Below are 22,271 nucleotides of genomic sequence, written 5' to 3'. Positions count from 1 at the left end.
TCGCACAAGCCCTGGCAGGCCTGCATCATCGACCGTGACGCCGCAACCACTCACGGGACAACTCCCGGGCACGCTGGTCGGCGGCAAATACCGCGTCCAACGAGGCCAGTGGCACTACAGGCTCCTGATCGAGCACTTGTTCGATCATACCCGCGATCTCCGGGAAGCGGATACGCCGCTGGAGAAATGCCTCGACAGCCACTTCGTTGGCCGCATTGAGCACGGCAGGTGCACTGTTGCCGGCCTCGGCAGCCTGCCGCGCCAGGCGCAGGCACGGGAAGCGCTGTTCGTCGGGCGCCTGGAAATCCAGGCGTGCGATAGCAAACAGGTCCAGCGGTGCGACGCCAGAATCAATGCGCTCTGGCCAGGCCAGCGCATTGGCGATCGGCGTGCGCATGTCCGGGTTGCCCAACTGGGCGAGCACCGAACCGTCCACGTAATCCACCAGCGAGTGGATCACGCTCTGCGGGTGCACCACCACCTCGACCTTGGCGGGCGAGGCATCGAACAGCCAGCAGGCCTCGATCAACTCGAGCCCTTTGTTCATCATGCTGGCCGAATCCACGGAAATCTTGCGCCCCATGGACCAGTTAGGGTGCGCGCACGCCTGCTCCGGGGTGACATCGGCCAATGCGGCGGACGGTGTTTCGCGGAACGGGCCACCCGATGCCGTCAGCAGGATGCGGCGCACCCCCACCTGGCTCAGGCCGCGGGCATAGTCGCTGGGCAGGCACTGGAAGATTGCATTGTGCTCGCTGTCGATCGGCAGCAGCACGGCACCACTGCGCCGCACCGCCTCCATGAACAGCGCGCCAGACATCACCAGCGCCTCTTTATTGGCCAGCAACACTTTCTTGCCCGCCTCGACGGCAGCCAAGGTCGGTCGCAGCCCTGCTGCACCCACGATGGCGGCCATCACCGCATCCACCTCGGGCGCTGCGGCAACCTGGCAAAGCCCCGCCTCGCCTTCCAGCACCTGGGTAGCGCACCCGACGGCAGCCAGGCCGTCGCGCAAGCGCGCAGCGCCTTCGGCATTCGGTACTACCGCGTACTCCGGGCGATGCCGGACGCACAGCGCCAGCAGCTCGTCGATGCGCGAGTAACCGCTCAGGGCGAATACCGAATAACGCTCAGGGTGACGTGCAATCACATCCAGCGTGCTCAAGCCAATGGAGCCGGTGGCGCCCAGCACGGTAATGCGCTGCAACGTACTCACATCACACCCCATTCGGCAGCCCACAGCAGCACGGCAAAGAGCGGGATGGCCGCCGTCAGGCTGTCGATGCGGTCGAGCACGCCACCATGGCCGGGCAGCAGGTTGCTGCTGTCCTTGATGCCCGAGCGGCGCTTGAACATGCTTTCGGTCAGGTCACCGATCACCGAGGCCATGACCACCAGTGCCGCGCCCAACAGACCCAGCAGGATCTGGCCAACACCCCAGTCGCGGCTGATACCGACCACCAGCGTAATCACCAGGCTGACAGCCAGGCCACCATAGACGCCTTCCCAGCTTTTGCCCGGGCTGACCTGCGGCGCCAGCTTACGCTTGCCGAAGGCTCGACCAGAGAAGTAAGCACCGATGTCGGCGGCCCACACCAGCACCATGACCGACAGAATCAGCCAGTTGCCGAGCGGCCAGTGCTTGAGCAGCACCAAGCCTTGCCACGCCGGCAGTAACACCAGCAGGCCGATCAGCAAGCGGCAGGCCGCACTGGCCCATAGCTCGCTGCTGCGCGGATAGGTCAGCACCAGCCAGGTGGCCAGCCCCCACCAGATCACCGACGCACCCAGCACCCACGGTGCCAGGTCGGGCATCAGGTGCAGCAGCATCAGCGCTCCGGCGACGACCGCGGCGTAGGCAATGCGCAGTGGCTGGGTCATCAACCCCGCCAGGCGCGCCCACTCCCAGGCGCCGAGGGTGACCACGAAGCCGATGAACAGGGCGAAATCCCCACCATTGAGCAGGAAGAAGCCACCCAGCGCGACCGGCAGCAGGATCAGCGCGGTAATGATGCGTTGTTTAAGCATTAAGCACGAGCTCCAGCCTCGACCTGCTCGCTGGTCTTACCGAAGCGGCGCTGGCGCGAAGCGAAATCGGCCAGGGCATTGCGCATGGCCTCGTGTTTGAAGTCCGGCCAGTACAGGTCGGAGAAATACAGCTCGGCATAGGCCAGCTGCCACAGCAGGAAATTGCTGATGCGGCGTTCGCCCCCGGTGCGGATGCACAGGTCCGGCAACGGCAACTCACCGGTGGACAGGCACGTCTGCAGCAAACCCGGCGTGATATCGTCTGGACGCAGATGGCCCGCCTGTACTTCCCGCGCCAGGCGCTGGGCAGCCTGGGCGATGTCCCACTGGCCACCGTAGTTGGCCGCGATCTGCAGGATGAAGCGGTTGTTGCCGGCGGTCAGTGCCTCAGCCTCACGCATGGCCGCCTGCAGCTCAGGATGAAAGCGCGAGCGATCACCAATGATGCGCAAGCTGATGTTGTTCTCGTTGAGGCGACGCGCCTCACGGCGCAGGGCCGAGAAGAACAACTCCATCAGCGCACCGACCTCTTCGGCGGGGCGCTGCCAGTTTTCGCTGGAGAAGGCGAACAGGGTCAGTACCTCGACCCCCGATTCGGCGCAGACTTCGATGACCGCACGCACGGCATCTACGCCAGCCTTGTGCCCGGCAACGCCGGGCAGCAAGCGCTTCTTCGCCCAGCGGTTGTTGCCATCCATGATGATCGCGACGTGTCGCGGCACCGAGGACGGCGCCGCTGGCTTGGTCTTTTCCATTAAAAAACCTCGGCCTTAGACGGCCAACAGGTCCTTTTCCTTGGCCTTGAACGCAGCGTCGATTTCGGCGACGAACTTGTCGGTCAGCTTCTGGATCTCGTCAGCGGCGCGACGTTCTTCGTCTTCGCTGATTTCCTTGTCCTTGGTCAGCTTCTTCAGGTCGGCGAGTGCGTCACGGCGCACGTTACGCACGGCCACCTTGGCATCTTCGGCAACGCCGCTGGCCTGCTTGGTGTAACCCTTGCGGGTTTCCTCGGTCAGGGCCGGCATCGGGACGCGGATGGTGGTACCGGCGCTGGACGGGTTCAAGCCCAGGTCGGAGGTCAGGATGGCTTTTTCGATGGCAGCGCTGAGGTTCTTGTCGTGCGCAACGATCTTCAGGGTGCGCGCGTCCTCGACGGTAATCGCGGCCACCTGGTTCAGCGGCATTTCGCTACCCCAGGCAGTGACCCTGACGCTGTCCAGGATGCTTGGGTGGGCACGGCCGGTGCGGATGGCAGCCAGGTGGCGACCCAGCGCCTCGATGGACTTGCCCATGCGGTCCTGGGCGTCTTTCTTGATAGCGTTGATCATTTTTGAACTTCCTCGATCAGGGTTCCTTCCGCGCCGCCATGCACGATGTTCAGCAGGGCGCCCGGCTTGTTCATATTGAAGACGCGCAGCGGCATCTTGTGGTCGCGGCAAAGGCAGATTGCCGTCAGATCCATCACACCCAGCTTGCGATCCAGCACTTCATCGTAGGTCAAATGATCGAACTTCTCGGCATGCGGGTCCTTGAATGGATCTGCAGTGTATACACCATCGACCTTGGTTGCCTTCAATACCACGTCGGCATCGATTTCGATGGCGCGCAGGCAAGCGGCAGAGTCGGTGGTGAAGAACGGGTTGCCGGTACCGGCAGCGAAGATTACGACTTCTTTGGCGTTCAGGTGGCGCATGGCTTTGCGGCGATCATAGTGATCGGTCACGCCTACCATGGAAATCGCCGACATGACGATGGCGGTAATGTTTGCCCGCTCCAGCGCGTCGCGCATGGCCAGGGCATTCATGACGGTCGCCAGCATGCCCATGTGGTCACCGGTGACGCGGTCCATGCCGGCTGCACTGAGCGCCGCACCACGGAACAGGTTGCCACCGCCGATCACCAGACCGACTTGCACACCGATGCCGACCAGTTGGCCGACTTCCAGCGCCATGCGATCCAGGACCTTGGGGTCGATCCCGAACTCTTCCGAGCCCATCAGGGCCTCGCCGCTAAGTTTGAGTAGAATGCGTTTATAGCGAGCCTGATGACCACTGCCCTGCTGAGCCATTGCGAATCTCTCCTGCGGCGTTTGTAAAAAAATTCTGGCGGGCTGTTTGAGCCTGCGTGTAACTCTAACGTGACGCAGCGACTGCGTCAGCGAACAGCGGTTTGGAAAACCGCTCCCGCTTTGACAAAGAGGCTGCGCGCGTGAGCGGGCAGCCTCTTTGGGGCGACAGACGTGTCTGTCTTACTGCTTGGCAGCAGCTACCTGAGCGGCAACTTCTTCAGCGAAGTTGTCGACTGGCTTCTCGATGCCTTCGCCGACCTTGAAGTAGGTGAAGGAAACGATTTCAGCACCGGCTTTCTTGGCCAGCTCGCCAACCTTGACTTCCGGGTTCATGACGAAGGCTTGCTCTTTCAGCGAAGCTTCAGCCTTGAACTTGGTGATACGGCCGTTGATCATGTTCTCAACGATGTTTTCCGGCTTGCCGGCGATCTTGTCGGCGTTCAGCTGCAGGAAGACATTTTTCTCGCGCTCGATGGCCTCGGCGGAGATTTCCGAAGCATCCAGGAACTCCGGGTTCGAAGCAGCAACGTGCATGGCGATGTTCTTGGCCAGCTCGACGTCGCCGCCTTTCAGGACAACAACGGCACCGATCTTGTTGCCGTGCAGGTAAGCACCAACAACGTCACCCTCAACGCGCGCCAGGCGGCGGATGTTGACGTTTTCGCCGCACTTGGCGACCAGGGCTTCACGGGCTGCTTCGCGCGAGGCGATCAGCGGTGCAGCGTCGGTCAGCTTCTGGGCGAAGGCTTCTTCGAGGCTTTCGGCTACGAAGTTTTTGAAGTCGTCTTGCAGGGCCAGGAAGTCGGTCTGCGAGTTGACTTCCAGCAGAACGGCGGCTTTGCCGTCGGTCTTGACGGCGATAGCGCCTTCAGCAGCGACGTTGCCAGCCTTTTTGGCGGCCTTGATGGCGCCCGAGGCACGCATGTCGTCAATGGCTTTTTCGATGTCGCCGCCGGCCTTTTCCAGGGCCTTTTTGCAATCCATCATGCCTTCGCCGGTACGCTCGCGCAGTTCTTTGACCAGCGCTGCAGTAATTGCTGCCATTTCAAAATCCTCTTGGAAAGTTTTTCAACCATTCCACCCGCTCATCACGGGCGTTCAATTCTGCAAATCCGCTGTTTCTATCTCAGCAGGCCCATAGTGCGGGGCGGTTGCTGACAGCAGGATTTCAAGGTGGCAAAAAGGGGGCAAAGCCCCCTTTTTGCGTGCCAAGTAGACGCCAGGCGTCAATTACTCAGCAGCAGGTGCAGCCGCTTCTTCAGCGTAGACTTCGGTGCCGCCAGCAACGTTGTTGCGGCCGCGGATGATGGCGTCGGCCATCGAAGTCATGTACAGCTCGATAGCGCGGATGGCGTCATCGTTACCTGGGATGATGTAGTCAACACCTTCCGGGCTGCTGTTGGTATCGACAACGCCGATAACCGGGATGCCCAGCTTGTTGGCTTCGGTGATAGCAATGCGCTCGTGGTCAACGTCGATCACGAACAGGGCATCAGGCAGGCCGCCCATGTCCTTGATACCACCCAGGCTGCGGTCCAGCTTTTCCAGATCGCGCGAACGCATCAGGGCTTCTTTCTTGGTCAGCTTGGCAAAGGTGCCATCTTCGGCCTGAGTTTCCAGGTCGCGCAGACGCTTGATCGAAGCACGGATGGTTTTGTAGTTGGTCAGCATGCCGCCCAACCAGCGGTGGTCAACGTATGGCGAACCGGCACGAGCAGCTTGCTCGGCGACGATCTTGCCGGCGGAACGCTTGGTGCCGACGAACATGATCTTGTTCTTGCCCTGGGCCAGACGCTCTACGAAAGCCAGAGCTTCGTTGAACATTGGCAGGGTTTTTTCCAGGTTGATGATGTGGATCTTGTTACGCGCGCCGAAAATGTACTTGCCCATTTTCGGGTTCCAGTAACGGGTCTGGTGGCCGAAGTGCACACCGGCCTTCAGCATATCGCGCATGTTGACTTGGGACATGATAGTTCCTTGATAAGTCGGGTTGGGCCTCCACGCATCCCAATGACCAACCCACAGATTCTAGAATCCGGGGCACCCAGGTCATCGTGTCGACACGTGTGTGGGTTTAGGGCTTACGGGGTCGACCCCGAAAGCGGCGCATTTTATACCACAGACCGCGAGCGAACGGAACCCGAATACTGTCGCGTCCGTCAGCGGTTTTTGCAGCACCCAGGCTTTCAGGCCAAAATGCCCTCTATAGACAGCAGGATGGCCGGCTTTATCCCGACCGATTGCCGCCCTGCTCTGCTAGAATCCGGCCTTTCCCGTTTGTTCGCGCCGTGCACGGCGCCGTAGAGAGCCTGTAATGACCGTCACCATCAAGACCGCAGAAGACATCGAGAAGATGCGCATCGCCGGCCGCCTGGCCGCCGAGGTGCTGGAAATGATCGAAGAGCACGTCAAGCCCGGTGTCACCACCGAAGAACTGGACCGCCTGTGCCACGACTACATCGTCAACGTGCAGCAGGCCATCCCGGCGCCGCTCAACTACAAGGGTTACCCCAAGTCGATCTGCACCTCGATCAACCATGTGGTCTGCCACGGCATCCCCAACGACAAACCGCTCAAGGACGGTGACACGCTCAACATCGATGTCACCGTGATCAAGGACGGCTACCACGGCGACACCAGCCGCATGTTCCACGTCGGCAACGTGCCGGTCTGGGCCGAGCGCCTGTCCAAGGTCACCCAGGAATGCATGTACAAGGCCATCGAGCTGGTCAAGCCGGGCTGCCGCCTGGGCGACATCGGCGAAGTGATCCAGAAGCACGCTGAAAAGAACGGCTTCTCGGTGGTGCGCGAATTCTGCGGGCACGGCATCGGCAAAGTGTTCCACGAAGAACCGCAGATCCTCCACTACGGCCGCGCCGGCACTGGCATGGAACTCAAAGAAGGCATGACCTTCACCATCGAGCCGATGATCAACCAGGGCAAGGCAGACACCAAGGTCCTGGGCGATGGCTGGACCGCCATTACCAAGGACCGCAAGCTCTCGGCCCAGTGGGAGCACACCCTGGTGGTGACGGCGACCGGTTACGAGATCTTCACCCTGCGCAAGGACGACACTATCGCGCGCACCTCGGCCTGAGTCCGCGCCAGGCACCCCACGACAGGAACGCGACGCAATGCCCCAGGTGGATCCCGAGCTGTTCGACCGCGGCCAGTTCCAGGCGGAACTGGCCCTCAAGGCGAGCCCTATCGCCGCCTTCAAGAAAGCCATCCGCCAGGCGGGCGAGGTGCTCGACCGGCGTTTTCGCGAAGGCCGCGAAATCCGCCGTTTGATCGAGGACCGCGCCTGGCTCGTCGACAACATCCTGCAGCAGGCCTGGAACCAGTTCGACTGGGGCGACCAGCGCGGCATCGCCCTGGTCGCGGTAGGCGGTTACGGGCGCGGTGAACTGCACCCGCATTCCGACATCGACCTGCTGATTTTGCTAGGTGCTGCCGAACACGAACAGTACCGCGAGGCCATCGAGCGCTTCCTCACCCTGCTCTGGGACATCGGCCTGGAAGTGGGCCAGAGTGTGCGCACCGTCGACGAATGTGCCGAGCAGGCACGTGCCGACCTGACGGTCATCACCAACATGATGGAAAGCCGCACCGTCGCCGGCCCCGAAGCCTTGCGCCAGCGCATGCTGGACGTCACCAGCACCGAGCACATGTGGCCGAGCAAGGAGTTCTTCCTGGCCAAGCGCGCCGAGCTCAAGGCCCGCCACCACAAGTACAACGACACCGAGTACAACCTTGAGCCCAACGTCAAGGGCTCACCCGGTGGCCTGCGCGACATCCAGACCGTGTTGTGGGTGGCGCGCCGCCAATACGGCACGCTGAACCTGCACGCCCTGGCCGGTGAAGGTTTTTTGCTGGAAAGCGAGAACGAACTGCTGGCCTCCTCCCAGGACTTCCTGTGGAAGGTGCGCTATGCCCTGCACATGCTGGCCGGGCGCTCGGAAGACCGCTTGCTGTTCGACCACCAGCGCAGCATCGCCGCCTTGCTGGGCTACAGCGACGAGAACCCCAAGCGCGCGATCGAGCAGTTCATGCAGCAGTACTACCGGGTGGTGATGAGCATCAGCCAGTTGTGCGACCTGATCATCCAGCACTTCGAGGAAGTCATCCTCGCCGACGATGACAGCGGCACCACTCAACCCTTGAATGCGCGCTTCCGCCTGCATGACGGCTATATAGAAGCCGCCAAGCCGAACGTATTCAAACGCACGCCGTTCGCCATGCTGGAAATCTTCGTGCTGATGGCCCAGCACCCGGAGATCAAAGGGGTACGCGCTGATACCGTGCGCCTGCTGCGCGAGCACCGGCACCTGATCGACGAAACCTTCCGTCACGATATCCGCAACACCAGCCTGTTCATCGAGCTGTTCAAGTGCGAGATCGGCATCCACCGCAATCTGCGCCGGATGAACCGCTACGGCATCCTCGGCCGCTACCTGCCGGAATTCGGCCTGATCGTCGGGCAGATGCAGCATGACCTGTTCCACATCTATACGGTCGATGCGCACACGCTCAACCTGATCAAGCACCTGCGCAAACTGCAGTACACGCCGGTTTCCGAGAAATTCCCGCTGGCCAGCAAGCTCATGGGCCGCCTGCCCAAACCCGAGCTGATCTACCTGGCCGGGCTTTACCACGACATCGGCAAGGGCCGCCAGGGTGACCACTCGGAGCTGGGCGCGGTGGACGCACAGACGTTCTGCGAGCGCCACCAACTGCCGGCCTGGGACAGCCGCCTGATCGTCTGGCTGGTGCTGAACCACCTGGTGATGTCCACCACCGCACAGCGCAAAGACCTGTCCGACCCACAGGTGATCAACGACTTTGCCTTGCATGTGGGGGACGAGACCCGCCTGGATTACCTCTATGTGCTGACCGTGGCCGACATCAACGCCACCAACCCCAGCCTGTGGAACTCCTGGCGCGCCAGCCTGCTGCGCCAGCTGTACACCGAGACCAAGCGCGCCCTGCGCCGTGGCCTGGAAAACCCACTGGACCGCGAAGAGCAGATCCGCCAGACCCAAAGCGCCGCGTTGGACATCCTCGTGCGCGAAGGCGTCGACCCGGACGACGTCGAGCAACTCTGGTCGCAGCTGGGCGACGACTACTTCCTCAAGCACAACGCGGCCGATGTGGCCTGGCACACCGACGCCATCCTCCAGCAGCCGGCCGACGGCGGGCCGCTGGTGCTGATCAAGGAAACCACCCAGCGCGAGTTCGAGGGCGGTACGCAGATCTTCATCTATGCCCCCGACCAGCACGACTTCTTCGCCGTGACCGTGGCGGCCATGTCGCAGTTGAACCTGAACATCCATGACGCGCGCATCATCACCTCGAGCAGCCAGTTCACCCTCGACACCTATATCGTGCTCGACAATGACGGCGGCTCGATCGGCGACAACCCGCAGCGGGTCAAGCAGATTCGCGACGGCCTCACCGAAGCGCTGCGCAACCCCGAGGACTACCCGACGATCATTCAACGCCGGGTGCCACGCCAGCTCAAGCACTTCAATTTCCCGCCGCAGGTGACCATCCTCAACGATGCCCAACGGCCGGTGACCATCCTTGAGATCACCGCGCCCGACCGGCCGGGCCTGCTGGCTCGGATCGGCCGCATCTTCCTGGAGTTCGACCTGTCGTTGCAGAACGCCAAGATCGCCACCCTCGGCGAGCGCGTGGAAGACGTGTTCTTCATCACCGATGCCGATAACCAGCCGCTGTCCGACCCGCAGCTGTGCAGCCGCCTGCAGGAGGCTATCGTCCAGCAGTTGCAGGCTGGCCAGGCGAGCGACGCCAGCCCGACCCGCGTGACCTTTTAACGATTAGACGATTGACGAGACCTTGCGCCGATGAACCATGCCCTGACCCAGCTTCAGCCCTACCCGTTCGAGAAACTGCGCGCCCTGCTGGGCAGTGTGAAACCTGCGGCCGACAAGCGCGCCATCGCGCTGTCGATCGGTGAGCCGAAGCACACATCGCCGGCGTTCGTCGCCCAGGCCATGGCCGACAACCTCGACAAGCTGGCGGTGTACCCCAGCACCCTCGGCCTGCCAGGGCTGCGCCAGGCCATCGGCCAGTGGTGCGAGCGCCGCTTCGGCGTGCCAACCGGCTGGCTGGATGCCGACCGTCACATCCTGCCGGTCAACGGCACCCGTGAAGCACTGTTCGCCTTCACCCAGGCCGTGGTCAACCGGGCCGATGATGGCCTGGTGGTCAGCCCTAACCCGTTCTACCAGATCTACGAAGGCGCGGCGCTGCTGGCAGGCGCCACCCCGCACTACCTGCCGTGCCTTGAAAACAACGGCTTCAACCCTGACTTCGACGCCGTGCCGGCTGATGTCTGGCAGCGTTGCCAAATCCTCTTCCTGTGCTCGCCAGGCAACCCTACCGGCGCGCTGGTGCCGATGGACACCCTGAAGAAGCTGATTGCCCTGGCCGACGAGCATGATTTCGTGATCGCCGCCGACGAATGCTACAGCGAGCTGTACTTCGACGAAGACGCCCCACCACCGGGCCTGCTCAGCGCCTGCGCCGAACTGGGCCGCAGCGATTTCAAACGCTGCGTGGTGTTCCACAGCCTGTCCAAGCGTTCCAACCTGCCTGGCCTGCGTTCGGGCTTCGTCGCGGGCGATGCCGAGATCATCAAGCCATTTTTGCTGTACCGCACCTACCACGGCTGCGCCATGCCCGTGCAGACCCAGCTGGCCAGCATCGCTGCCTGGCAGGACGAGGCGCACGTGCGCGAAAACCGTGACCAGTACCGCGCCAAGTACGATGCCGTGCTGGATATCCTGCAGCCGGTGATGGATGTGCAACGCCCGGATGGCAGCTTCTACCTGTGGGCCAAGGTGCCGGGCTGCGACGCCGCGTTCACCCGCGACCTGTTCGAAGCCCAGCATGTGACCGTGGTGCCGGGGTCGTACCTGTCGCGTGACGTGGATGGCGTGAACCCTGGCGCTGGCCGAGTGCGCATGGCGTTGGTTGCGCCGCTGGCCGAGTGCATCGAGGCCGCCGAGCGGATTCGCGCGTTCCTGCAGAACCGCTGATTAGGCAGGGGGCGCTTTGCGCCCCATCGCAGCGGTTCGGCGCCCCGACAAGCCAGCTCCTACAGATAACTGCGCAGGCTCAGACCTTGTGAGGCCCCTGTGGGAGCGGGCTTGCCCCGCGAATGGGCTGCAGAGCGGCCCCTGCGAGCTACCGGACAGCGCCCAGGTTCGCCTCGCTCATATCCAGCTCACCCAGCACCTGCCGCACCACCTCATCGCCCACCAGGTGCTGACGATGCAGGTTGTACAACTCCAGCCGCTGCGCCCGCAGCGCACGCAAGCGCAAACGCCGCTCAAGCAGGTCCATCTGCTCAGCCAGGGCCCGTGCCTCCGCCGTGTCGTTGTAACTGTCCAGCTCGTCCCGGTACTCGGCCATCAACCGCGCCTTGAGCTCGGTCGCCAGTGTTGCTTGCGCGGCATCCTGCGGCGCATTGGCATCGATCACCTCTTCCGCCTCCAGGGCATGAATCGCGGCCTCGGCCGTGCGTCGCCAAGCCTCCAGCACTTCTTGATGCAGCCGCTCATCCGGGCTTTGGGTGACGCCGCGCAGCAGAATCGGCAAGGCAATGCAGGCACTGATCAACGACAGCAGAATGACCCCTGCGGCGATGAAGATGAGCAAATCACGCTCGGGGAACGCCTGCCCCGCACTGATCAACAGCGGCACCGACATCACACCCGCCAGAGTCACGGCGCCACGTACACCCCCTAGGGTCAGCAGCCAGCAGGAACGCGCCGTGGGCATCAGCACCAGCGCCGGCTTGCCCCGCCAGCGGCGTACCACACCAATGGCCCGCCAGATGCTCTGCACCCAGATAAACCGCAGCAGGATCAACGCCGCGAAGATCGCCAGTACATCCAGGCAGCGCCAGGCCAAGGTCGGCCAGACAGTGGCCTCGTGGCTCACGACGGCCTTGATGATGTCCGGCAATTGCAGGCCGAGCAGCAGGAAGATCAGGCCATTGAAGGCAAACTCCAGCAACGACCACACACTGCGATTGAGCAAGCGGGTACTGGTCTGGCGGGGCAGCAGGTCGAGCCAGCTCTGCATCATGCCGGCCGCCACTGCCGACAGAATGCCGGATACCCCCAGGCGCTCTGCCAATACATATGCCGCAAAGGGCAGCAACAGCATGAACACCACGTGCGTGGCGGGGTCGTCCCAGCCGCGGGCGATCATCCAGGCGCGCAGACGGCCGATCAGCCAGCTCAGGGCAACGCCGACCGCCAGGCCGCCAAGGGCGACCAGGACGAAGCTGAAGCTTGCATCGGCCAACGAGAACACCCCCGTGATCGCTGCGGCCAAGGCGAACTTGAACGTCACCAGGCCCGAGGCATCGTTCATCAGCGCCTCACCCTGCAGCATATGCATCAGCGGGGTTGGCAGACGGTCCTGTGCAATGGCCGAAACGGCCACGGCATCGGTAGGCGACAACACCGCTGCCAGGGCAAAAGCGACCGGCAGCGGGATGCTCGGCAACAGCCAGTGAATGAAGTAACCGGCGCCGACCACGGTAAACAGCACCAACCCCACGGCCAGCGCCACCACCGGCCCGCGAATGCGCCACAATTCGCGCTTGGGAATGCGCCAGCCATCGGCAAACAGCAGCGGCGGCAGGAACAGGAAGAGGAACAGCTCGGGGTCCAGGGCCACGTGCAGCCCCAGGGTGGGCCAGGCCAGCAGCGCGCCAGCGGCAATCTGCACCAATGGCAGGGGCAGCGGAATCATCCGGCCGACCAGCTTCGACACGCTGACCAGCGTGAGCAAAATGAGGACGGTATAGGCTGACTGCATCCGTGAAAGCTTCCTTTATGAATCAATAACCGTAGCGAGGCGAAACATCGCCATTGAAACAATATGTTAGCGGCGTATGGCAATGCGGGGCCGCTGCACGATAGTCGCAGGTGCGGCGGGAATATGTAACACGATGATGCATGTGTTTGGGTGACGGGGGGCAAGGCTGAAGGGCGTTGGCGCCTATGAGAACGAGCGCCGCCCGCGCGGCGCTTCGCAGCACAAGGCTGCTCCTACATCTGTTTCGGGCCAATTATTCCTGTGGCATGGGCGCGCGGCCCCTTGGTGCCCACCTTGATATCGAGTCGGACAAACAAGGCGGTCGCGCGCAGATTCCACAGGCGTGACTGGCCCGAAACAGATGTAGGAGCAGCCTTGTGCTGCGAAGCGCCGCGCGGGCGGCGCTCGGTCTCATAGGCGCTACAACGCTCAACCCCTCCCCATTCGCCCACACCCCGTGGCGCTCACCGAATCGTTCCCGCATAATCCCGCGACTGACTTTCGAAAAATGGAGAAATTGGGGAACCTTTGCCCCAATGTACACAATGACTTACACGCTCTACGGCATCAAAGCCTGTGACACCATGAAAAAGGCGCGTACCTGGCTCGAAGACAAAGCCATCGCCTACGAATTCCATGACTACAAAACCCAAGGCATCGACCGTGACAGCCTGAACCGCTGGTGCGACGAACACGGCTGGGAAGTCATCCTCAACCGTGCCGGCACCACCTTCCGCAAGCTCGACGACGCCAGCAAGGCTGATATCGACCAGGCCAAGGCCGTCGAGCTGATGCTTGCCCAACCTTCGATGATCAAGCGCCCGGTGCTCGATCTGGGCGAGCGCACCCTGGTTGGTTTCAAAGCTGATTCGTATGCCGCAGCGCTGGCCTGAGCCCGCCTGCGCTTCCACCCTATTTCGCACGAGGTAATCCCATGTCCAATACCCTGTTCAGCCTGGCCTTCGGTGTCGGCTCCCAGAACCGCCAGGGCACCTGGCTTGAAGTCTTCTACGCACAACCGCTGGTCAACCCAAGCGCCGAGCTGATCGCTGCCGTTACCCCGATCCTCGGCTACGAAGGCGGCAACCAGGCCATTGCGTTCAGCAATGCGCAAGCGGCGCAGCTGGCTGAAGCCGTGAAAGGCATCGATGCCGCCCAGGCTGCCCTGCTGACCCGCCTGGCTGAAAGCCACAAGCCGCTGGTCGCCACCCTGCTGGCAGAAGACGCCGCGCTGACCTCGACCCCAGAGGCCTACCTCAAGCTGCACCTGCTGTCGCACCGCCTAGTCAAGCCGCACGGCGTGAGCCTGGCCGGCATCTTCCCGCTGCTGCCAAACGTCGCCTGGACCAACCAAGGCGCCGTCGACCTGGGCGAGCTGGCCGAACTGCAACTGGAAGCACGCCTGAAGGGCGAGCTGCTGGAAGTGTTCTCGGTGGACAAGTTCCCGAAAATGACCGATTACGTGGTCCCGGCCGGCGTGCGTATCGCCGACACCGCCCGTGTGCGCCTGGGCGCCTACATCGGCGAAGGCACCACCATCATGCACGAAGGCTTCGTCAACTTTAACGCGGGCACCGAAGGCCCAGGCATGATCGAAGGCCGCGTTTCGGCGGGCGTCTTCGTCGGCAAGGGTTCGGACCTGGGCGGCGGCTGCTCGACCATGGGCACCCTGTCCGGTGGCGGCAACATCGTCATCAAGGTCGGCGAAGGCTGCCTGATCGGCGCCAACGCCGGTATCGGCATCCCGCTGGGCGACCGCAACACCGTCGAAGCTGGCCTGTACATTACCGCTGGCACCAAGGTGAACCTGCTCGACGAGAACAACGAGCTGGTCAAAGTGGTCAAGGCCCGCGACCTGGCCGGCCAGACCGACCTGCTGTTCCGTCGCAACTCGCTGAATGGCGCGGTGGAATGCAAGACTCACAAGTCGGCCATCGAGCTGAACGAGGCGCTGCACGCCCACAACTGAGAACCTTCCTCGGTTTGAAGTGATAAGATCGGGTCTGGCGTAATGCCAGACCCGTTTTTCATTCCAGGCCCCGCGACCATGTTCCAGCCCTCCCCCTGGCGTGCCGATTTCCCCGCCATCGCCGCCCTGCAACGGCAGCACCAGACTTACCTGGACAGCGCCGCCACCAGCCAGAAACCGCAAGCCCTGATCGATGCCCTGAGCCATTACTACGGCCATGGCGCGGCGAACGTGCACCGTGCCCAACACCTGCCCGGCGCGCTGGCGACCCAGGCGTTCGAAACCAGCCGCGACAAGGTTGCCGCCTGGCTCAATGCCGCCGATTCGCGGCAGATCGTTTTCACCCATGGCGCCACCTCGGCCCTCAACTTGCTGGCCTATGGCCTGGAGCACCGCTTCGAAGCCGGTGACGAAATCGCCGTCAGTGCCCTGGAACACCATGCCAACCTGCTGCCCTGGCAACAGCTGGCCCGGCGGCGCAACCTTCGCCTGGTTATCTTGCCGCTCGACATTCACGGCGGCATCGACCTCGATCAGGCCCTGCAACTGATCGGGCCACGCACCCGGGTACTGGCGGTCAGCCAGCTGTCCAACGTGCTGGGCACCTGGCAACCGCTGTCGGCCTTGCTGGCCCATGCCCGGGCCCAAGGCGCATTGACCGTGGTCGACGGCGCCCAGGGCGTGGTGCATGGCCGCCATGATGTGCAGCAGTTGGCGTGCGACTTCTATGTCTTTTCCAGCCACAAGCTGTATGGCCCGGAAGGGGTTGGCGTGCTGTACGGTCGCAGCCAGGCGCTGGCGCTGCTGCGCCACTGGCAATTTGGCGGTGAGATGGTGCAACTGGCCGAGTACCAGAGCGCCAGCTTCCGCCCCGCCCCGCTGGGCTTCGAAGCCGGTACCCCACCCATCGCGGGTGTCATCGGCCTAGGCGCCACGCTCGATTACCTGGCCAGCCTCGATGCTCAGGCGGTCGAACGGCATGAGGCCAGCTTGCACCAGCACTTGCTGCGCGGCCTGGCCGACCGCGATGGCATTCGCGTGCTCGGCTCGCCACAGACGGCCTTGGCCAGCTTCGTGATCGAAGGGGTGCACAACGCCGACATCGCCCATCTGCTGACCGAGCAAGGCATCGCCGTGCGTGCCGGCCATCATTGCGCCATGCCGCTGCTCAAAGGGCTGGGGCTTGAGGGGGCGATTCGGGTGTCGCTGGGGCTGTATAACGACAGCGATGACCTGCAGCGCTTTTTCGACGCGCTGGATCAAGGGCTGGAGATGTTGCGATGAGTTTGCCGACAGCTGCCCGCGAGGCGCTGGAACAGTTCGAGCAGGCCCGCGGCTGGGAGCAACGTGCGCGGCTGCTGATGCAGTGGGGTGATCGTCTTGAGCCACTGAGTGATGCCGACAAATGCGAGCACAACCGTGTGCATGGCTGTGAAAGCCTGGTGTGGCTGGTGGCTGAACAGCAAGATGGCCAGTGGCGATTCAAGGCCAGCAGCGATGCACGGTTGTTGCGCGGGTTGCTGGCCTTGCTGCTGGTGCGGGTGCAAGGCCTGGCCAGCAGCGAGCTGGCTGAGCTGGATTTGCCGGGCTGGTTCAGCCAGTTAGGCCTGGAACGGCAACTGTCCCCCTCGCGCAGCAATGGCCTGCATGCGGTGTTGCTGCGGATGGCAGAAATCACCTCCAGCCACTGAACAGTGGGACTTCTTCGCGGGCTTGCCCGCGAATAGGAACAGGTTACTCGGGTTTGACCCGCTCCGAAGGCCGCCTGGCACCCGCCACCAGTTTTTCCACGGCCTTGCTGGCCGCGACCATGCCAAAGGTCGCGGTCACCATCATCACTGCGCCAAAACCACCCGAGCAGTCCAGGCGCACGCCTTCACCGACGAAACTCTTCTGCAGGCAAACACTGCCATCACCCTTGGGGTAGCGCAGCTGTTCGCTGGAAAACACACACGGCACGGCGTAGTTACGGCTGACATTGCGCGAGAAGTTGTAGTCGCGACGCAAGGTGGACCGTACCCGTGAAGCCAGCGGGTCGTTGAAGGTCTTGTTGAGGTCACCGACCTGGATTTGCGTGGGGTCGATCTGCCCCCCCGCGCCACCGGTGGTCACAACGCCGATCTTGCGCCGCTTGCACCAGGCAATCAGCGCGGCTTTGGCCATGACGCTATCGATGCAGTCGATGACGAAGTCGAGGCCTTCGGTGATGTACTCAGCCATGGTCTCGCGGGTAACGAAGTCAGCTACCGCGTGCACCGTGCACGCCGGGTTGATCGCCCGCAGGCGCTCGGCCATGACCTCGACCTTGGGCCGCCCCACTTGCCCTTCGAGGGCATGGGCCTGACGGTTGGTATTGCTGACACAGACATCGTCGAGGTCGAACAGGGTAATCTCGCCCACGCCACTTCGCGCCAACGCCTCGGCCGCCCACGAGCCGACCCCGCCGATACCGACGATCGCCACATGGGCCTGTTTCAACCGTTGCAGGCCATCATCGCCATACAACCGGGCGACGCCGGCAAAGCGTGGATCTTCTGTGCTCATCTTGCTACCCCGAAGCGCATACCGCTAAAAACGGCGCGCATTATATGCCAATGGCGCCGTTGGCCTCCATGGTTAGGAAAGTGCCGGCCAATCCTGCTTTAATATTCACTCAATTCGACAGACTTGGACGACAATGTCATCACGCAAATTCGGCCTCAACCTGGTCGTGGTCCTGGCCATCGCGGCGCTGTTCACCGGGTTCTGGGCGCTGATCAACCGCCCCGTCTCCGCGCCTGCCTGGCCGGAGCAGATCTCTGGTTTCTCGTACTCGCCCTTCCGCCTCGGCGAGAGCCCGCAAAAGGGCCAGTACCCCAGCGACGACGAGATGCGCCAAGACCTGGAGCAGATGAGCAAGCTGACCGACAGCATCCGCATCTATACCGTAGAGGGCACCCAGGCAGATATCCCGCGCCTGGCCGAGGAATTCGGCCTGCGGGTGACCTTGGGTATCTGGATAAGCCCGGACCTTGAGCGCAACGAGCGCGAAATCGCCACCGCCATCGAACTGGCCAACACCTCGCGCAGCGTGGTGCGGGTGGTGGTCGGCAACGAGGCGCTGTTCCGCGAAGAAGTCACGCCCGAGGCACTGATCCAGTACCTGGACCGGGTACGCGCCGCGGTCAAGGTGCCGGTCACCACCAGTGAGCAGTGGCACATCTGGAAAGAACACCCGGAGCTGGCCAAGCACGTCGACCTGATCGCCGCGCACATCCTGCCTTACTGGGAATTCGTGCCGATGCAGGACTCGGTGGAGTTCGTGCTCGACCGCGCCCGCGACCTCAAGCAGCAGTTCCCGCGCAAGCCGCTGCTGCTTTCGGAAGTCGGCTGGCCGAGCAATGGCCGCATGCGCGGCGGTGCCGATGCTACCCAGGCTGACCAGGCCATCTACCTGCGCACCCTGGTGAACACGCTCAACCGCCGCGGTTACAACTACTTTGTGATCGAGGCCTACGACCAGCCCTGGAAAGCCAGTGACGAAGGTTCGGTGGGGGCTTACTGGGGCGTGTTCAACGCCGAGCGCCAGCAGAAGTTCAACTTCGATGGCCCGGTAGTCGCCATCCCGCAGTGGCGTGCCCTGGCGGTCGCCTCGGTGGTGCTGGCGATGATTGCCCTGATGGTGCTGTTCATCGACGGCTCTGCCCTGCGCCAGCGCGGCCGCACCTTCCTGACCTTCATCACCTTCCTGTGTGGGTCGGTGCTGGTATGGATTGCCTACGACTACAGCCAGCAATACAGCACCTGGTTCAGCCTCACCGTGGGCGTGCTGTTGGCGCTGGGTGCGCTGGGCGTGTTCATCGTGTTGCTGACAGAAGCCCACGAACTGGCCGAGGCGGTATGGATACACAAGCGCCGTCGCGAATTCCTGCCGGTGCAGGCCGACAGCGCCTACCGGCCCAAGGTGTCGGTGCACGTCCCCTGCTACAACGAGCCTCCCGAAATGGTCAAACAGACCCTCGATGCCCTGGCCGCGCTGGACTACCCCGACTACGAAGTGCTGGTGATCGACAACAACACCAAGGACCCGGCCGTGTGGGAACCCCTGAAGGCCCACTGCGAGAAGCTTGGCGAGCGCTTCAAGTTCTTCCATGTCGCGCCCCTGGCCGGTTTCAAGGGCGGCGCGCTCAATTACCTGCTCCCGCACACCGCTAAAGATGCCGAAGTGATCGCAGTGATCGACTCCGACTACTGCGTCGACCGCAACTGGCTCAAGCACATGGTGCCGCATTTCGCCGACCCGAAAATCGCCGTGGTGCAGTCGCCCCAGGACTACCGCGACCAGCACGAAAGTGCCTTCAAGAAGCTGTGCTACAGCGAGTACAAGGGCTTCTTCCACATCGGCATGGTCACCCGCAACGACCGTGACGCGATCATCCAGCACGGCACCATGACCATGACCCGCCGTTCAGTCCTGGAAGAGCTGGGCTGGGCCGAATGGTGCATCTGCGAGGACGCCGAGCTGGGCCTGCGGGTGTTCGAAAAAGGCCTGTCGGCCGCCTACGCCCACAACAGCTACGGCAAGGGCCTGATGCCCGACACCTTCATCGACTTCAAGAAGCAGCGCTTCCGCTGGGCCTACGGCGCCATCCAGATCATCAAGCACCATGCCGGCGCCCTGCTGCGCGGCAAGGGCAGCGAGCTGACCCGCGGCCAGCGCTATCACTTCCTGGCCGGCTGGCTGCCGTGGATCGCCGACGGCATGAACATCTTCTTCACCGTCGGCGCACTGCTGTGGTCGGCGGCGATGATCATCGTGCCGCACCGGGTCGACCCGCCGCTGATGATCTTCGCCATCCCCCCGCTGGCGCTGTTCTTCTTCAAGGTTGGCAAGATCATCTTCCTGTACCGCCGGGCGGTCGGGGTCAACCTCAAGGACGCCTTCGCCGCCGCGCTGGCGGGGCTGGCGTTGTCGCACACCATCGCCAAGGCGGTGCTGTATGGGTTCTTCACTAGCAGCATGCCGTTCTTCCGCACGCCCAAAAATGCCGACAGCCATGGTGTGCTGGTGGCCCTCTCCGAAGCGCGCGAAGAACTGTTCATCATGCTGCTGTTGTGGGGCGCGGCGCTGGGCATCTATCTGGTGCAAGGGCTGCCAAGTTCGGACATGCGCTTCTGGGTGGCGATGCTGCTGGTGCAGTCGTTGCCGTACCTGGCGGCATTGGTGATGGCGTTGCTGTCGTCGTTGCCAAAACCTGCCGAGAAGAACGTCGAAGCACAAGCCACCTGAAACAGGCCGGGGCCGCCCAGCGGCCCCATTGCCCCGTGCCGACAACCCTCGTTTGATATACGATAACGCCCCTCGTTTTTCCGCCTTGCCTTGCCCCGGAGTTCCCCATGACGGCCCCTGCCGAGCTCTCGCCTACCCTTCAACTGGCCTGCGACCTGATCCGTCGCCCCTCGGTCACCCCCGTCGATGCCGACTGCCAGGCGCAAATGATGAATCGCCTGGGCGCCGTGGGCTTCCAGCTCGAACCCATGCGCATCGAAGACGTCGACAACTTCTGGGCCAGCCATGGCAACCAGGACGGCCCGGTGCTGTGCTTCGCCGGCCATACCGACGTGGTGCCGACCGGCCCGGTGCAGCAGTGGCAGCACGAGCCGTTCGAAGCGCTGATCGATGCCGATGGCATGCTCTGCGGCCGTGGCGCCGCCGACATGAAAGGCAGCCTGGCGTCGATGGTGGTGGCCAGCGAGCGCTTCGTGCGCGACTACCCCGACCACCGTGGCAAGGTCGCTTTCCTGATCACCAGCGACGAAGAGGGCCCGGCCCACCACGGCACCAAGGCCGTGGTCGAGCGCCTGAAAGCACGCAACGAGCGCCTGGACTGGTGCATCGTCGGTGAGCCTTCGAGCACCACCCTGCTCGGCGACGTGGTCAAGAACGGCCGCCGCGGCTCGCTGGGCGCCAAATTGACTGTGCGTGGCAAGCAAGGCCATGTGGCCTACCCGCACCTGGCGCGCAACCCGATCCACCTCGCCGCCCCCGCCCTGGCAGAACTGGCGGCCGAGCATTGGGACGAAGGCAACGCGTTCTTCCCGCCAACCAGCTTCCAGATCTCCAACCTCAATTCCGGCACTGGCGCCACCAACGTGGTACCCGGCGAGCTGACTGCGCTGTTCAACTTCCGTTTCTCTACCGAGTCGACGGTCGAAGGCCTGCAGCAGCGGGTGGCGGCAATCCTCGACAAGCATCAGCTTGACTGGAGCGTCGACTGGGCGCTGTCCGGCCTGCCTTTCCTTACCGAGCCGGGCGAATTGCTCGATGCGGTGTCGGCCAGCATCAAGGCCGTCACCGACCGGGATACCCAGCCGTCCACCAGCGGCGGTACTTCCGATGGCCGGTTCATCGCCACCATGGGCACCCAGGTGGTCGAGCTCGGCCCGGTCAACGCCACCATTCACCAGGTCGATGAGCGCATCCTGGCCAGCGACCTCGACCTGCTGACCGAGATCTACTACCAGACCCTGGTCCGGTTGCTCGCCTGATGTTGGCCTGCCCCCTCTGCCAGGCAGCCCTGTCGCGGCTCGACAATGGCGTGGTGTGCCCTGCCGGCCACCGCTTCGACCGCGCCCGCCAGGGTTACCTGAACCTGCTGCCGGTGCAGCACAAGAACAGCCGCGACCCGGGTGACAACCAGGCCATGGTCGAAGCCCGTCGCGACTTCCTCGACGCCGGGCACTACGCCCCGGTGGCCGGTCGCCTGGCCGAACTCGCTGCCGAGCGCCAGCCGGGTGCGTGGCTGGACATCGGCTGCGGTGAAGGCTATTACACCGCGCAGCTGGCCCAAGCCCTGCCCGACGCCGACGGCTACGCCCTGGACATTTCTCGCGAAGCGGTCAAGCGCGCCTGCCGACGTGATCCGTCGGTCACCTGGATGGTCGCCAGCATGGCCCGCGTGCCCCTGGCCGACGCCAGCTGCCAGTTCATCGCCAGTGTGTTCAGCCCGCTGGACTGGGCCGAAGCCAAGCGCCTGCTCAGCCCTGGCGGTGGCCTGATGCGGGTCGGCCCGACCAGCGGCCACCTGATGGAGCTGCGTGAAGTGCTCTACGATGAAGTGCGCCCGTACGCCGACGACAAGCACCTGGCCCTGGTGCCGGACGGCATGGCCCATGCGCACAGCGAAACCCTTGAGTTCCGCTTGAGCCTGGCTGCGCCCAAGGCACGTGCCGACCTGCTGGCCATGACCCCGCACGGCTGGCGCGCCAGCGCCGAAAAACGGGCACTGGTGATCGACCAGGCCGAGCCGTTCGAGGTCACGGTTTCCATGCGTTATGACTATTTCGTGCGCCAAGACTGAGCACACC

General features: G+C 63.3%; 19 protein-coding genes. 10 read left to right on the top strand and 9 right to left on the bottom strand.

What is annotated here, in order from left to right:
* Nucleotides 1-25: 25 nt before the first annotated feature.
* The 7 genes from ispC to rpsB all read right to left on the bottom strand — a co-directional run bounded on the left by ispC (nt 26) and on the right by rpsB (nt 6,064).
* Nucleotides 26-1,216 carry a 1-deoxy-D-xylulose-5-phosphate reductoisomerase gene (gene ispC / locus HU764_RS03875; protein ID WP_186702956.1) on the bottom strand — a complete coding sequence of 397 codons (1,191 nt, stop codon included), beginning with the start codon at nt 1,214-1,216 and terminating at the stop codon, nt 26-28.
* Complete coding sequence (locus HU764_RS03870; protein WP_099453135.1) at nt 1,213-2,028, bottom strand: phosphatidate cytidylyltransferase; 816 nt, start codon at nt 2,026-2,028, stop codon at nt 1,213-1,215. Before HU764_RS03870 ends, ispC begins: the two co-directional genes overlap by 4 nt.
* On the bottom strand, nt 2,028-2,783 hold the full coding sequence (uppS, locus tag HU764_RS03865) for a polyprenyl diphosphate synthase (RefSeq protein WP_027595795.1): 756 nt from the start codon (nt 2,781-2,783) through the stop codon (nt 2,028-2,030). The genes HU764_RS03870 and uppS overlap by 1 nt, the downstream gene beginning before the upstream one ends.
* 15 nt (nt 2,784-2,798) lie before the next feature.
* Entirely contained in the window at nt 2,799-3,356 is a 558-nt protein-coding gene (frr, locus tag HU764_RS03860; RefSeq protein ID WP_027595794.1) for a ribosome recycling factor, read from the bottom strand.
* Entirely contained in the window at nt 3,353-4,096 is a 744-nt protein-coding gene (pyrH, locus tag HU764_RS03855) for a UMP kinase (protein ID WP_009686950.1), read from the bottom strand. Before pyrH ends, frr begins: the two co-directional genes overlap by 4 nt.
* Nucleotides 4,097-4,276: 180 nt before the next feature.
* The gene (tsf, locus tag HU764_RS03850) at nt 4,277-5,140 is read right to left on the bottom strand and encodes a translation elongation factor Ts (protein ID WP_027595793.1); all 864 of its coding nucleotides are present in this window, start codon (nt 5,138-5,140) and stop codon (nt 4,277-4,279) included.
* A 186-nt stretch (nt 5,141-5,326) separates the two neighbouring features.
* Nucleotides 5,327-6,064: a 30S ribosomal protein S2 gene (rpsB, locus tag HU764_RS03845; RefSeq protein ID WP_027595792.1), complete on the bottom strand. Its 738-nt coding sequence runs from the start codon at nt 6,062-6,064 to the stop codon at nt 5,327-5,329.
* A 346-nt stretch (nt 6,065-6,410) separates the two neighbouring features.
* Between rpsB and map the strand changes: the two genes are divergently transcribed.
* From map to dapC, 3 genes are read left to right on the top strand one after another with little or no spacing between them, the layout of a single operon-like run.
* Entirely contained in the window at nt 6,411-7,193 is a 783-nt protein-coding gene (gene map, locus HU764_RS03840; protein WP_027595791.1) for a type I methionyl aminopeptidase, read from the top strand.
* Nucleotides 7,194-7,230: 37 nt separating this feature from the next.
* Entirely contained in the window at nt 7,231-9,933 is a 2,703-nt protein-coding gene (locus HU764_RS03835) for a [protein-PII] uridylyltransferase (RefSeq protein WP_027595790.1), read from the top strand.
* Between the two features lie 30 nt (nt 9,934-9,963).
* Nucleotides 9,964-11,160, top strand: coding sequence for a succinyldiaminopimelate transaminase (gene dapC / locus HU764_RS03830; RefSeq protein ID WP_186675975.1), 1,197 nt, complete (start codon nt 9,964-9,966; stop codon nt 11,158-11,160).
* 148 nt (nt 11,161-11,308) lie between these two features.
* Here the strand turns inward: dapC and HU764_RS03825 are convergent, their stop codons facing one another.
* Entirely contained in the window at nt 11,309-12,955 is a 1,647-nt protein-coding gene (locus HU764_RS03825; protein WP_186702955.1) for a Na+/H+ antiporter, read from the bottom strand.
* Between the two features lie 545 nt (nt 12,956-13,500).
* Between HU764_RS03825 and HU764_RS03820 the strand changes: the two genes are divergently transcribed.
* From HU764_RS03820 to HU764_RS03805, 4 genes are all read left to right on the top strand, one after another.
* Complete coding sequence (locus HU764_RS03820) at nt 13,501-13,848, top strand: ArsC family reductase (RefSeq protein WP_186703045.1); 348 nt, start codon at nt 13,501-13,503, stop codon at nt 13,846-13,848.
* Between the two features lie 41 nt (nt 13,849-13,889).
* Nucleotides 13,890-14,924: a 2,3,4,5-tetrahydropyridine-2,6-dicarboxylate N-succinyltransferase gene (dapD, locus tag HU764_RS03815; protein WP_085272744.1), complete on the top strand. Its 1,035-nt coding sequence runs from the start codon at nt 13,890-13,892 to the stop codon at nt 14,922-14,924.
* A 78-nt stretch (nt 14,925-15,002) separates the two neighbouring features.
* Nucleotides 15,003-16,208 carry a cysteine desulfurase gene (locus tag HU764_RS03810; protein ID WP_186675970.1) on the top strand — a complete coding sequence of 402 codons (1,206 nt, stop codon included), beginning with the start codon at nt 15,003-15,005 and terminating at the stop codon, nt 16,206-16,208.
* Nucleotides 16,205-16,615: a SufE family protein gene (locus HU764_RS03805; protein ID WP_186675955.1), complete on the top strand. Its 411-nt coding sequence runs from the start codon at nt 16,205-16,207 to the stop codon at nt 16,613-16,615. Before HU764_RS03810 ends, HU764_RS03805 begins: the two co-directional genes overlap by 4 nt.
* A 43-nt stretch (nt 16,616-16,658) precedes the next feature.
* On the opposite strand, the gene tcdA is transcribed toward HU764_RS03805, so the two are convergent.
* The gene (tcdA, locus tag HU764_RS03800; RefSeq protein ID WP_099428481.1) at nt 16,659-17,468 is read right to left on the bottom strand and encodes a tRNA cyclic N6-threonylcarbamoyladenosine(37) synthase TcdA; all 810 of its coding nucleotides are present in this window, start codon (nt 17,466-17,468) and stop codon (nt 16,659-16,661) included.
* A 133-nt stretch (nt 17,469-17,601) separates the two neighbouring features.
* On the opposite strand from tcdA, the gene HU764_RS03795 reads away from it, so the two are divergent.
* The 3 genes from HU764_RS03795 (at nt 17,602) to HU764_RS03785 (ending at nt 22,264) form a co-directional block, all read left to right on the top strand.
* Complete coding sequence (locus HU764_RS03795) at nt 17,602-20,193, top strand: glycosyltransferase (protein ID WP_027595780.1); 2,592 nt, start codon at nt 17,602-17,604, stop codon at nt 20,191-20,193.
* Nucleotides 20,194-20,300: 107 nt separating this feature from the next.
* Nucleotides 20,301-21,452 (top strand): succinyl-diaminopimelate desuccinylase, encoded by a 1,152-nt coding sequence (gene dapE, locus HU764_RS03790; RefSeq protein ID WP_186675949.1) that lies wholly within the window; start codon nt 20,301-20,303, stop codon nt 21,450-21,452.
* Nucleotides 21,452-22,264: a putative RNA methyltransferase gene (locus HU764_RS03785; RefSeq protein ID WP_085272741.1), complete on the top strand. Its 813-nt coding sequence runs from the start codon at nt 21,452-21,454 to the stop codon at nt 22,262-22,264. The genes dapE and HU764_RS03785 overlap by 1 nt, the downstream gene beginning before the upstream one ends.
* Nucleotides 22,265-22,271: the final 7 nt, after the last annotated feature.

The organism is Pseudomonas kermanshahensis, from assembly GCF_014269205.2.
Classification (GTDB): Bacteria; Pseudomonadota; Gammaproteobacteria; order Pseudomonadales; family Pseudomonadaceae; genus Aquipseudomonas; species Aquipseudomonas kermanshahensis.
Note: the sequence above shows the minus strand (reverse complement) of the source record. Positions and strands in the feature narration are given on the sequence as shown.